Origin of the sequence: Bradyrhizobium oropedii, assembly GCF_020889685.1 — a bacterium.
Lineage (GTDB): Bacteria > Pseudomonadota > Alphaproteobacteria > Rhizobiales > Xanthobacteraceae > Bradyrhizobium > Bradyrhizobium oropedii.
This window is the reverse complement of record NZ_JACMYO010000005.1, coordinates 1-14,279: the sequence shown is the minus strand read 5'-3', so window position 1 is coordinate 14,279 and position 14,279 is coordinate 1. Positions and strand designations below refer to the sequence as shown.

Sequence of the window (14,279 nt, the reverse complement as noted above, 5' to 3'; positions counted from 1 at the left end):
AAGACCTTGGCGGCCGGGCCTCGATCGAGACCCGACCGCCTCTTTGTCGGCGGCGATGCAGTCGTCGCATCAAGTCCATCCACGCGTCATTCCGGGGCTCGCGAAGCGAGAGACAGGAATCCATCGAGTCAAACAACGTGGTGAAATCGATTCCGGGTTCATCGCTGCGCGATGCGCCAGAATGACGTCAGTGCGTCACATCGACGGCTGCATGACGCCGCGGATTTCGGCGCCGGCGCGCGTGGCGCGGACCAAATCGAGATAATTACTGCCCGCCTCGGGGGCGACCGCCTTGCGATTGATCAGATGCTGGACGCAAATGGCCGCGAGGTCATGGGAGCCGTAGCAGTGATGAGCTGCCAAGGCGAGATGCTTGAGCTGCTCGGTACCGATGTCGTCGGCCTTGGTGAAGTCGCGCACGTAGACCGCATCGGCCTCGACCAGTTGATTGATCGCCGCAAATGGCGTGGCACCGACCAACGGCCAGATCATCCGCCGGTCGATCGAGACCAGGGTATGGGGAATGAATCCCTGGCTGCGCAGCTCGAGGTCGATCTCGCCGAACACCGGTTGCTTCTTGTAGAGCGGCAGGAACGAGACTTCGGTCTGAATGATGACGGCATCGGCGAGGCGGCGGCGCCCGCTCTGGAAGATCGCGAGCTCGGAGCCCTGCACGTCGCACTTCAGGTAATCCATCGCGTCGATCTCGGTGATATCGTCGAGCTTGCGGGTCTCGATCCTGCTGTCGGCGACGACGTGTCCCCACTCGAGAAATCCGGGGAAGTGCTTGAGCATGTGCCGGTCGGGCTCCAGCAGGCTCGTCATCCCCGGCGACGCGCATTCGCGAAGACGGGCCTGCTCGCCATTGCCGACGACATACGGCAAATAGGTCTCTCGCTCGCTCTTGCGGGCGTTCAACTCGGCCAGCGCCGCGCGCTGCGGCTCGAAGCCGAACAGGCGGCACAGGCGCTTCTCCAGCAGCGGCTGGTAAGGCAGGTCGGCGCCGACCGGGTTCGCGCCGATATCCACGATGGTGGTGAGGCGCTCGGGCGCCAGCAGCGCCCACAGCGGATCGGTATCCGCAGGTGAGGCTGATGGCGCAAGCGCGGCCGAGGGAGATGATGTCACCATCGGCGCACTACTGCTGCTTCTTGCGGCGATCGTCGTCGCTGTTGCCCGGCGTCGCATCATCGCCGCCGCTGCCGCCATAGCCCAATACTTCGACGATGACGACGGACGGCTGATCGTTGGGCTTGTTCTGCGCCGGCTGACCGGCTTGCTGGGTGGCTGCGGCCGCGTTGCTGCTGACCGCGGCAAGCGTGGTGCTCGGCGTTGGCGTGAAGGCAAGCCCGGTCACCGTGCCGGTGGCCTGGATGTTGTATGCGTTGAGCACGACCAGCGCGACCAGCGTGATGTCGTTGCCGCGGATGCCCGCCGAGCCGAGATCAATCGTGCCGCGCGGCGCCACCAGTGTGACGTTGCTCTTGGTCGGATCCTGGCCGGGCAGCGTCAACAGCGCGGCGATGCCCGCGCCGGTGACCAGCCCTTGCGGATTGGTGTAGCAATAGCCGCCGGGCGTGCAGATCTCGCTGACCGAGGGGCTGGAGACGTAGGTCTTCGGCCCCGAGCCTGCATTGATATCGCCATTGGCGACGAACAGGCCGATGTCGCCGCCCTGCTCCGTCATAATGCGGCTCTGGTTAACCAGGATCGAGTCGTCGGCGAAGGCGCGGATGCTGCCGCCGGCGAGCGTCAGGATACCCTCCTGGCTCGGCGTCAGCTTGTCGAGCGAAGTGTGCCCGACATTGATGCCGCCGCCCGGTCCGATGATGTTGATGTCGCCTCCCATTTGGGTCTCGAGCACGGAAGCGGCGATGTTGAGCTTGCCGGTCGCAACCTTCGGCGCGGCATTGCCGTTCACGCTCAGGCTGTTGTCGGTGTAGCCGAGACCCGCCGGGAATAGGGTGGAGATCGCGGTATAGGCGCGCGCGTACTGTCCGAAGTACGGGCTTGCGGCATTCTTGTAGTCCTTGCCGACTTGGATCACGAAGTCGAGGAATGCGCGGTTGACCAGGAGTTGCTGCCGCGCCTGTGACAGGCCCTGGAAGCTGGCCCAGGCCTGGTCGCGCGATTGCCCGAGGATCGCGGCGATGTCAGCAAGGAAGTCGATGCCGCCGGCGCCGGCTTGCGCCGGGTTGACGTATTTGTTGATCGCCGCCGTGTAGTCGATGCCGGGCTTGACACCGTACAGCAGATTGATCTCGGCGCCCTGCGATGGCAGGAAGCCGTTGGCGCCGAGATTGAGGCCGCCGAACGAGCCACCGACCGCGCTGCCGTTACCGATTGTGGCGACGCCCAAGGTCGTTGGCGGGTTGAAAACCGACGGCGCAAACGGCCCAAGATCATGTCCAGCCTGCAGCAAGAAGGTGCCTGGACCATAGAGAGCGTAGGCGCCGCCGACCAGATCGTTGCCGGCGACGATGCTGGTGATGTCGGATGCGTTGTTGTTCTGACCGACGAATATCAAGCCGCTCCCAGTGATGCGATCGCCGGCGTTGATGTTGTTGCCGGCCTCGATCTGCGCCGGCTTGACGAGCGTCAATCTGGCATTGGCGATGTCGAGATCCTTGCCTGCCGCGATGATGACGGGGTTGGGGTCATTGGCGTGCAGCGCCTGGGTTTGGGCGGGCAACGGGACACCGAGCGGCCCACTAAGGCTCTCGGTCATTGACAGGCCAGCCCCGAGATCGATGGAGCCCGTGGCGATCATGTTGACGGTTCCGGTAGCGCTTCCAATCAAATTGGCGTTTCCAAGGCCCCCGCCGGTGAAGACAGTGTTGAAAGCAATGTCGCCGCCGAGCGCCGTCAGATCCAGCGTAGCAGGCAACACCTGCCCGACGATGTCGTACCTCAGACTATCAGTCGGCGACTTCACCGCAAAAAGGCCGCCGATCGACGAATTGGAAGAAGAAACGGTCAAGGCCGTCACATCTCCCGTGAGACTGGTCAGCGAAACGCCGCTAGCCGGACCAAAGCTGGTAAACTGATTGCTCCAGGTCGAATTGTTCGCACCGGGCAGAGACGCGATCGGCGTCTGCGCCGTGGCAGCAAGCGGTAACTGGGCTGGGTCATAAACGTTGCCGAGTGTCACCGAGCCGCGAGCGGCCACCGTGACGAAGCCGTCTTGCACCGCCAGCAGCAGCGGCAGCGCATAAGAGCCGGTGACGTTCCCCTGATTGTCAACCGTAATGCCTTTGGTCGGCAAGCCCTGATTGAGCGGATTGCCCGTGGTGGCCTCGACCACTCCGCTGACACGGATCAGGCCCGCGCCGCGGCCGACCAGGAAATCACTGCTCAGGAGATTGCCGCCGGCAATCACGCTGAGATTGCCGCCACCATAATAGGTCGCCTTCGTCGGGTCGGCTGCGGTGAAACCGCCGCCGACCACCAGCGTCTCCGGCAGCGACGCGCCGACATCGACGATATCGGCGCCGGCCGACAGCTTGACGTTGCCACCGGCAAGCGCACCGAAGCCCTGGAAGAAGGTCGCGTAGTTGATCCAGGCAGCAGTCTGGCAGGCCGCGGCCCCGACCGCGCAAGCGGCAAATGGCGTCGCGCTGCCGTTCGACTGGCCGAAATGGATGTACCAGGCGCTCCACAACTGCCCGGTCGGACCGCCGACGATACCGGTCTGGCTGCCGTCCGTGTCCGTCGGCATCTCGATCCCGATAATCGACCCGCCGGCCGACCCCGTGACGGCGCCGCCGCCAGTAGCCCAAGCCGGCGTGCCGATCAGACCATTCGGGTTGCTCGTGTAGGACGCGGGCAATGTCGGCGCTACAAAGTCCGTCGGCGTGCTGGTTGCGACGCCGGCAGTGTAGATTGCTCCGGGAGTCTTGCTGTCGAGGAATTCGACGTTTCCAGCAGCCGCGACGGTGATCGAGCCGGTTCCGGTGCGCAGCAAGGTCGGAATGTTGATGGTCTGGCCGTTGACTTGCCCATTCGCGTACGACGTATGACCGTCGATCGTGAGATTCCCCGTGACCGTTGACGTGAGCGACGACATCTGGATCACCGCGTTGGGATCGGCCGAAGGCGTGTTGTCCGCCCGGAACACGGCGCCGGCGACGAAGTCGTAGGAGAAGGAGCCTTTGCTTCCGCCGAGACCGACCGTCATCAACGGCGTCGCTGCCGTGGTGTTGGGGACCGACGCGCCCTGATAGATCGCCGGATTGTTGGCGATCTGGTTGGCCGGTGGCGCTGTCGATGGCGACGGCGGTGGTGGCGGCGCGTAGGTGGACTGGAAGAGCGTCGTGTAGGCCGGCGGCGCGGACGGCGGCGTCACCGCGAAGCAAACCGAGCAGAACTGAGCATCGATCCCGGCTGCATTGGCAAGCGTCGGCGTCCTGCCGCCCAATGCCGTCGTCAAGTCCGGCGGACCGCCTAGACTGCTGTTATTTTGCAAGTTCGCGTTGATGACCCCGAAGAAATAATTCTCCCATTGAGTTACGTAGTCGAGCGGAGCGCCGGCCTTTCCGGTGATGTTGTAGTAGAGGCCTGTCGCGCTTGGCGCCGCTACTGGCATCGGCGGCGTGACGAAAGGCGAGCCCAGCACATTAAGAAAGTAGTTCGCCACTTCAGCATAAGTATAGTAGCCGCCGAGGCCCGATCCGACCACGCTGGAAGCAGCATTCGTGTTCCCCTGGACGATCTCGACCATGTAGGCGTGATACATGTTCACATATTGAACGTAAAACTGATTGTACTGATCGATCACCTGTGGGTCACTGCTCGCGATCGCGACCGGCTTCTGCAAATGGAAGTTCTGCATGGGTACCGGCGTGTCGAAAACTGAGTCGGCGTTGTAGACGCCCGGAATGGTGAAGAATGCCGCGTTTACCAACGGGGATTGATTAACGCCAAGGGCCAGAATTGTGTCAATCGACGCGCTATAATGCAGCGTACCGTCGAGGCTGAAGAATCCTTGATAGAGGTTGTAAGCGCTGTTGGCGTCGTTCGCCGTTTCGTTCGCATACGCCTCCGCCGCCGTGAGATTGGTCGGCTGTTGGTTATTCGGCAGATAAAAGCCGTCGCTGATGGTGGCGTTGATCTGCACATTGTTGAACGCGCGCAGCAGCAGCGTGCCGGGCTCGCCGCCTCCGGTGGTCCGGTAATAAAGCGTGGTGTTGCCGCCAACCGTGGCGCCGGAACCAAGATTCCAGTTGCTGGCAACTGTGATGTTGCCGTTGTTGATGGTCGCGCTCGGATTGACGAGGTCGATCTCCGGCCGCAAATGCAGCATCGACGACGGCAACGCGATTGCGGCTGTGCTTCCGACCTGCAGCTTGGCGCCGGCGAAGTTCGCCGTCACCGCGGCCGGGTTGAACGGCGTGTTGACGAAGCCCTGCAGCACACTCTGGTAGAAATTGACGTGCGGCATGTAGGCGCCGGCCGCCGGGTTGTCGGGCGTGGAGACCGGATAGAGGCCGCCATTGGCAAGGATGATCTGGGTCGGCTTGCCGTTGGTCAGGGTGGCATCGAAGAAGCCGGCAGGGTCGATCACGCCATCGAAATGCTGGTTGAGCTGGTGCTGTTGATCCGGCGTCAGCGCATTATAGGCGGCCACCGTGGTGACGGCGCCGCAGCCGCCCGCGATCAGCGTGCAGCCGTCGGTCGTGCTCCATACCGCATAGGCATTGAGCACCACGCCGCTGCCGCTCGGATTGCCTGCCGCATCGGCGTTGGTGATGACGGTGCCCTTGAAGTCGACATTAACATTGCCGCTGGTCAGGATCGGCGCGCGGATGATCACCGATCCGCCGGTGTTGTCGATGTTGGCGCCGCCGGTGCCACCGCTGACGTTGAACCTGGCGCCGTCGTAAACCGTGATCTTGCCCGATGTCGGCACATTTTCGTAGCCATACTGCCCGTTCAGCGTGCCGTCCGGTTTACCGGTGGTGCCGAGCGTGATGGTGCCGCCCTTCTGCACCAGCGCCGACGTGCCCTTGCCATAGAGCGGATCGCCCGCGGCGTAGGGCTGCCAGGACGCATCGAGCACGGCGCCGCCGGTGATCGTGACGCCGACCCCGCCATAGAGTGCGATCTGGCCGCGCCCCCCGCTGGCGTCGATGGTGCCGTTGACGGTGACGGTGCCGGTGTCGGCCACCAGCAGCACGTTGTTCGAGACCAGCGCGCCGTCGATGGTGATGTCGCCGGTCGCGCGGCGGACCGTGAAGCTGCCGGCGAAGGCGCCGAGCGGCAAGGTGCTGGACGGATCGATGCTGCCTGCCTGCAGCGTGAAATCACCGCCGACGCTCTTGAAGGCGGAATGGCCGTCGAGCGTGCCGTTGAGCACCGCCGTGTTCGAAGCCAGGATCGACAGCGATCCGGCAAAGCCGTTGCCGGAGGCCGCGACGCTGACGCTGGCGCCGGGATTGATGACGACATTGCCCGACGTCGAGATCAGCCGCACATTGCCGCCCGGCGTATCCTGAACGAGATCGAGGATCTGGATGCGCGAGCCGGAGGCATCGATGGAGGCCCCTGCCCCGAGCACCACGTTGCCGGTGAATGCCGCCAGGTTGACGTTGCCCGACAGCGCACGGATCGTCGCGGTGTCCGTGATCGATGCGGCGGTAACGGCAAGCGAGCCACCGATGTTGCGCGGATCGCTTGCGGGCGCGGTGCCGGCACCAGTGAGGAGGCTGACCTGGCCCCTCGTGGCGAGCGACTGCGACGCGCCGCTGTTGACCGCAATCACGGGCGCGGACAGCGTCATGTCGGCGCCGCCGCCGCCTCCGCCCGAGAACGTCACCGTCGGCAGGCTGGAATAGCCGGAGCCGCCGTTGGTGAGCGTGAGCCCGGTCACGAGGCCGCCGGATACGCTTGCCACTGCACTGCTGGTCGTGCCGCCACCGCCGCTGATCGTCACTGTCGGCGCGCCCAGATAGCCATCGCCGGGATTGGTGAGCGTGATGCCGGTAACGGCCGCGAGCCCCTGCGCGATGGTGCCGCTGCCGCCGCCGCCGGAGAACGAGAATGTCGGAATGCCGGTGTAGCCGGAACCCGCGTTGGTCACCGACACGCCGACGACGCCAAGCGACGCCGCGAGCGTGGCACCGGTGCCCGCCGCGCTCGTAACATTGACCGAGCTGATTGCACCGGTGAAGCCGGAGCCAGTCGATGTGATCTTGACGCCGGTGATCGCGCCATTCGCATCGACGATGGCGGTGCCGGTGAAACCGTCGCCGGTGCCGTCGGGCCCGGTGACGGTGATTTGATCGCCATTGCTGTAACCCGAACCACCCGCGGTCACCGCGATGCTGGCGACACCGAGCAAGGCCGTTGCCTGTGCGCCGGATCCGCCGGTGCCACCGATCGTCACCGTCGGAACGCTGGTATAACCGCTGCCCTCGTTTACGATCGTGGCGCCGCTGACATTGAAGGTCAGCGAGGCAGTGCCGATCGGCCCGGAATTCAGGCTGCCGTTGCCGCTGAAGGCGATCGCCTGACCGGCATTGAAATTGACCTGACTGAAGCCGCCGAGGCTCTTGGCGCCGACGTCCTCGGTGATGGTCGAGAAGGCATTCAATGTCAGCGTGCCGCCAGCGCCGGCGATACCCTTGCCGATGACGCCGCGGCTGTTGGCGAGGTCGATGTTGGTGGCGTTGACGGTGGTGCTGCCGCCCTGCCCATAAAGGCCGGCGCTGTCGAAGGTCAGCGTGCCGATCGGATGTGCGGCATCGCCGATCTCCAATCCATTGGCGTCATAGAGGTTGATCACCGATCCGCTGCGCAGGCGGACCGACACCGCATCGTTGAAGTTCGCCAGCACGGTCGGGCTCAGCACCACGCCGGTCGAGCCGCCGCCGATATTGATGACGGAGCCGGCGATGTCGTAGTTCCTCGCCGTCAGGATAGCGCTCGAGGCGAGCTTGCCGTTGCCGCTGGTATCGAGCGTCAGCGCGTTGCCGCCGTTGATGATCGCGCCGGCGCCGACCGAGAACTTGCCGAGCGCGGCCGAGCCGCTCGGCGGCGTACCTGGCCCGCCGTATTGACCGGGCACGAAGTTGCGCGTGACGTTGACAGTGGTGCCGTTGGAGACGCGCAACAGCGCACCGTCGCCGCTCACTCCAGCCGTGTATCCGGTCACCTTTCCATCCGAGCCCACTATGGCTACGGGGTTGATGCCGAACACGATGTCGCGATCGGTGCCCGTCGGCACCGAGCCGACGGCGCCGATGACGCTGCCATCATCGACCACGACACCACGGCCGCTGCCACCGAGCGAGACCAGCAGGAGCTCCGGCCCCGTGAGCGGATGCGCCGCGTCGGTCTTGACCTCAAGATCGAACGCCGTGGCCGCGATCTGCTGGACACCGTTCACCACGCTGGCGGTGCCGCCAATCAACACCGACGCCGCGCCGAGGTTCGATATCTGATCCGGATCGAGCACGAGATAACCCGCCGGCGAGGCCTGCCCGGAATCCAGATGCGTGATCAGGATCTCTTTGCCGCCGATCTGGACCTGGCCGCCGGCGCCGACGAGGCCAGGTGCGAGATCGCTGGTGCCCGGTGCGAACAGATTGGTGGCGCCAAGCTTCAGCGAGTTGATGGCGCCGAGCACCAGCACGCCGCCATCGATCGGCAGCGGAGGTGGCGCCTGGTTCGCGGCCAGCGCCTGGTTGCGGAAGAACGTCGTACCAGAGGTGATATTGATCTCTGAATATTTCGACCAGACCGACTGCGACTGCAGCTGGAACACCGCGGTCTGCGACGAGCGCGCGCCGGTCAGCGAATTGCCAAGCGTGCCCAACACATATTGCGAGCCGTCAGGGCTGGTTACGCTCTTGGTGGTGCCGGGATTGACGTTGTTCGCCACCTGCACGACGCGGAAGGCGCCAGGCAGCGTCGCGTACATGCCGGGCAGCAGCGTGTAGGTGCCGGCGGGAACGCCGCTGCCGGCTCCAATCGTTACCGTCTGACCAGGTGCGATCGCATTGGGGAATGTCCCGTTGGCCGATGCGCTCACGCCGGAGAAATTGGGTGCGTAGGCGAAATTGGGATCGTAAGGCGCCACCGGCGCCTGATAGGTCGGGACCAGCGCATAGACCTGCCTCCCGTCGGCATAGGTCGGCGTGAGGTTGCCGGTGGCAGGGTCCTGCTGATAGGTGGTGAGCACATTGCGGGTGCCGCCAGTGCCGGCGACGAATTCCGTGGCATAGATGTCGCCGCCACCGCTGAGATCGAGCCTTGCTCCTGTGCTCGTGGTCACGCTGGAGCCGAACAGGCTGATCGATTTGGCGGGCGGCGCGGTGAGCACGGGTGGCGGGTCGACGCCGCCAACACCGTTCAGCTTCGGAGCGCCTTGATACCAGGTCGTGCCGTCGACGGTATAGCCGTCAGGAATGATGAGGCCCGCCGCCGAGACCGAGGACAGGCTGCCTGCAGCCAGCGTCACATTCTGGGTCGGTGCGAAGGCGCCCGGAGCAAAGAGACTTGCGATGTTGACCAAATTGAAGAACGTAGCGGTGAACTGGGTCGGCAGATCGTCGCTGGTCCGCACGCCGAGGACGATGCTGCCGAGCGGAGCCCAGAGCGTGCCGCCCTGCTCGATGGTGCGCGCGCTGACCACGATGCTACCGCCGGCCGAGAGCGGCGCCGTCGGCGCTCCGTTCTGCGCGATGGTGACAGTGCTGGCGCCGGGAAGCATGCCGGTCGACATCAGCAGGAAGGCCGTGTTGCTGACCGGATAGATTTCGGCGGCACGCAGCGTCACGTTACCTGGCGCGAGCAGCGCCCCTCCGGAGGTCGCCAGACCGGTGCCGCCTTTGGTATCAAAACCATAATTTTCCGGCAGCAACCGAATGGCAGAAGTGCTGTTGAAGGTGGCGTTCGCGACGTTGTCGAACGCAATCGCGCGCTGCAAATCGATCCATTGAGCCGAGATGTTCAGCATGCCATCGGCAAGGGTTGGAGAATTGACAGCCCCCACCCGATCCTTTCCGACGATGCGCGCGTAGCCTGCAATCAGGTTCACCGTGGTGCCACCAATACTGGGGATGCAATTCGTCCCGCAGCTGGGCGCAAAGGTCGTCGGATCATTAAGGTCGATGCCCAAGGGCTGCAGCCCGGTGCTCGCCGGCAACAGCACGAAATTTCCCTTGTCCGCACGCAGGGTCAAGGCGCCAGGGACCGCAACATTCACCGAACCGGCGAACGCCACGGCGAAGTTGGCGTTCAGAGTGACGGAGTCAAAGCCGCTGTCGTTGAGCGTATCGGCGCCGATGAAGGCGCCGCGCGCGGACGTTGTGCCAGCCGCAGGCAGGTTCGCGGCGACGCGGCCACCCGGCTCGATCACGATCGCATCAGGCAGATTGGTGAACGCAGCCGAAGGTACGCCCGTCACCGCCGTTGGGATCGCGACATCGCCGATCGTCAGGCTGCCACCGCTCGCGAGCGGCGCGCCGCCGGCGGCATTGACGCTGCCCGCAAAGTAGATGCTGGTGCCCACGAGTTGCAGGCTGCCGCCATCGCTCCACGCCGCCTGTCCGGCCAGGCTCCGTCCGAAACCGGCCTTCGGCTGCTGGATCAGGTTGCTCTCCGCTGTGACGGCCGCGCCCTGCAGATCGAGCTGCGCCGCAGGCTGCACCACGACGGTGGCGCCCCCGAGCGTGATGGTGCCGCCGCCGAGCACAATGCCGGTGGAGTAGCCGGTCACAGCCGGATTGGGCAGGAACACGCCGCCGACATCGAGAACGGCGCTGGAGCCGATCGAGACCAAGTCGCCGAACACGTTGATCGCGCCGGCGTGAGCAACCACACTGCCGAGCACGGTGACGTCGCCCAACACAGGCGTGACATTGAAGCCAGAGCCGGAGACCGTGACGTCGAAGGCATTCCCGCCGACCAGCGTGACGGTGGCCCGCGGATCGGCCGCGATAGTGGCGCCGCGGTCGATCAGCACACTGGTCCCGTCCAGTGTCAAGTTGACGGGCTTTCGCAAGCCGTCCGGCAGAAATCCAAGAGATGCGAAGCCACGTACCACGGCACCGGTTGGGATCTGGTTGGCAGCGACGTTGGCCAGCATGGCCGTCGGCTGCTGCAGAACCAGTTGGGTGCCGGCGGTGACCGTGGTGCCGCCATATACATCATTCAACGTATATTGCGAGAAACCGCCGCTGGCGAAGAATGATGCCGGCAGCAGCAGCTGGCCGGCCTTCGAATCCGACACGGCGAGGCTCGCGAGCGGCAGGCCGCTTTGAGCGGCAATCCCGGCCGCCTGTGCCGTGGGAAGATAGGACGTGACTGCAGCCGCGGCGCCGTCAATGACGATGCTCGCCGTCTGCAATGTCAGCGTGCCGCCGCCGTCGAAGCCTCCGGCATAGATGGTGCCGCCCAGCAGCACATTGGCCTGATCGGGATGATTGGTTCCGGTCGGAAGGACATTATAGGGGTTCGATCCTTCCGTCGCAGGTCCAGCCCAGCGATTGTCCTGCTTCGGCATGTACGTCTGAAGCGCAAGGCTGCCGCCCCTGCCGACCGGCAGACCGTCAGAGCCGGTCTTCTGCTTACCCGTGGGGCTGACATAACCGCCGCCGGACACGTCGATGATGCTTCCGGGCCGCAGCACGATGCTCTGGGTGACGTCAACAAACCCACTGCCGACACTGTCGCTGGCGGCAAACGTCGAGATGCTCACGCTGCCGCCGTTGACGAAGGCCTGCCCTTCAAGCTGATCCGCCTTGAGACCGCTATCGTTGACCCAGCGCCCACGCACGTCGAGCACGGCGTTGGACCCGATCACCACGGCCGGCATCGACGGCCGCTGCGGGCCACCGCTGGCATAGGTGAATCCGGTCAGGCTGAGCGTGCCGGCAGGCGCGCTGAGCGTGCCGTCGATGGTGCCGACACCGTCAAGCGTGATGCTGCCGCCAGGGCGCACCGACAGGACGGCACTGGCCGCCATGTCGAGTTGGAGTGCGCCCTTGATGGAAATCGCGCCGAGCGACGCATTCGACAGCACATCGGTGAAGATCGGAAACACGCCGTTGGCGAGCGTCGGTGTCCAGGTGGAGGCATTCGCGAGAGTCAAACCGGTGAGGCCATACGGATCCGACCCGACATCCGCCTGTGGCAGCAGCACGACGTGATTTTGATTGGCTTGACCAGACGAGGGATTCGCGAAGTTGATGCTCAGCGAGGCGCCACTCGGCATCTTGTCGGAGGATGCGAGATTCGACGAGCCCGCCAGCGCACGCTGGCGATCGCCGGCCACAACATTGCCGATGATGTCGTTGATGATCGGATTGATCGCCGACACGGTGACCGAGCCGGCATTGGCGCCGGCGACGTAGCCCGCTTGATAACGTCCGCCGCTGCCGCCGAACGGGCTGAGATAGACCTCGGTCAGCTGCGTGTCGATTACGCCGTTGATCTTGTGCAGGACGGTGAAGCCGCCACCGACACCGAGATAGGCGATGTTGGGATTGGCGCTGCCGATATCGTAGGTGCGTCCATCGGCGCCGATCACGCGCGAGGTGGCGATGACGCCTCCGGTATATTGGACGTAACCGCCGGAGACGTTGATAACAGCGCCGGGCTGCTGCACGAAATTGCGCGGCACGACGTTGGGGACCGACGTCGTGTCACCGATGGTGAAGCTGCCACCGACGGTCAGGATCTGGTCGATGCTCTGTGGGATCAGCCCGGTATAGCCACTGACGTTGAGGATCGGCGAACCGACCCGCGCATCGATCGTGACGGTCTTGCCAACCAGGCCCTTGGAGAGCGGGTTGTCGGCAACCTCGGCGGTGGTGACGAGGATGCTGATCTCGTTGATCGACATCGGCAGCGTCACGCCGGCGATACCGGAGAGATCGATGGTACTGCCGTTCTCGAGCAAGACCGTGCCGGCAGCGCCAGTGAAGATCGTCAACGCGGCGCTCGGTGCCTTGATCAGCGCACCGGCGCCCCCGGAACCGCTGCCCTGCAGGTCGACATTGCCCCTCGCCTTGATATTGATCTGCGGCTGCAGCACTGCCTGGAAATATGGACTGTTGAGAGTTGCGCCATTGACTGCAACGGACGAGTTAGCAGTCACGGTCGGCAGCGTGCCGCTGGTCTCGTCCGGCAGGATTGCCGTGAGGCTCGCCGACCCAAGCACGATGTTGCCGTTGGCACCGACTGCGCAGTTCCCCAGCGGGCATTGCGTGTTCAGGGTGATCGAGCCGGTGCGAGTGGTACTTGTCGTGGCGACCACGGCCCCGAGCTGGTTGATCGCGCCGCCGGAGAGCGTCACCGCACCATCGTTGGCGACGAGCAGGCCACCGACCTCGTTGCTCACCACGCCGCCGGCGCCGAACACCTGGATCGCGGTCTTGGCCCCGACATAGTTCGACGGCGGCATGACCAGATATACGCCGGCACGACCAGTTGTATCGGATACTGCGTTGTCCGAGGCGAGGATGATCTGTCCGTTCTGCGTGATGATGCTGCCGGCATTGCTGACGCCGCCGGCGCCGAGCAGCGCCACGAAGCCGCCATCGCCGGTGGCGTTCAGCTTACCGGTGGTATCGATGACAGCACCGGGCTGGACGATGACCTTGCCGTTGCTGCCTTGATTAAACAGCGCGGCCACCGAACCGGTGACAGGCACGTTCGTCGGCATGTTGCTGGCCGAGAACACAACGCTGCTGGCGTTCGACGGCACGTCCAGCGTCGAGGCAATCAGCGTATGGACGTTGATCTGGCTGCTGCCGCCAAAGATGATGCCGCTCTGGTTGATCACATACACTGCGCCGTCGGCCTTGATCGCACCCAGGATCTGGCTCGGCGCCACATTCGGCGCGACCCTGTTGAGCGCAGCCCAGCTGGCATTGCCCTGCTGGTTGAAATTGACGGTCGTGTCCTTGCCGACATTGAACGACTGCCAATTGAGCAAAGCCTGTGATTGGGTCTGATCGATATTGACCGTGGTCTGGGCGCCGCTCGTGGTCTGTGTCGGTGTGTTGGCGCCAACCCAGTCGGTGACCGGCTTGGCGACGCCTGATGCGGCAAGGCCGCTGCTCGGCACCAGGCCGCCGATATTGAGCCCGTTCGGAACCGTGCTTGGTGCGCTCGCCGCAATCCCGCGTGCCACGCTCTGCGCTGCCCGCAAGGCCTGGATCGCCTGCGTCGCGCGGATCATAGACGCCTGAGTGTTCTGCGCCGCCTGTTGCGCTTGCTGGGCCGCCTGCTGGGCCGCATTCATCGCCGCCTGCGTCGCCGCGACGCCGCCG

At 64.6% G+C, this 14,279-nt stretch carries 2 protein-coding genes; both read right to left on the bottom strand.

The window, feature by feature from the left end; translation table 11 throughout:
- Positions 1-195: 195 nt before the first annotated feature.
- A complete protein-coding gene (locus H8A95_RS02770) occupies positions 196-1,209 on the bottom strand; it encodes an FkbM family methyltransferase (RefSeq protein WP_229181689.1) in 1,014 nt (337 codons plus the stop codon).
- On the bottom strand, positions 1,139-14,251 hold the full coding sequence (locus tag H8A95_RS02765; protein ID WP_229181688.1) for a filamentous haemagglutinin family protein: 13,113 nt from the start codon (positions 14,249-14,251) through the stop codon (positions 1,139-1,141). Before H8A95_RS02765 ends, H8A95_RS02770 begins: the two co-directional genes overlap by 71 nt.
- Positions 14,252-14,279: the final 28 nt, after the last annotated feature.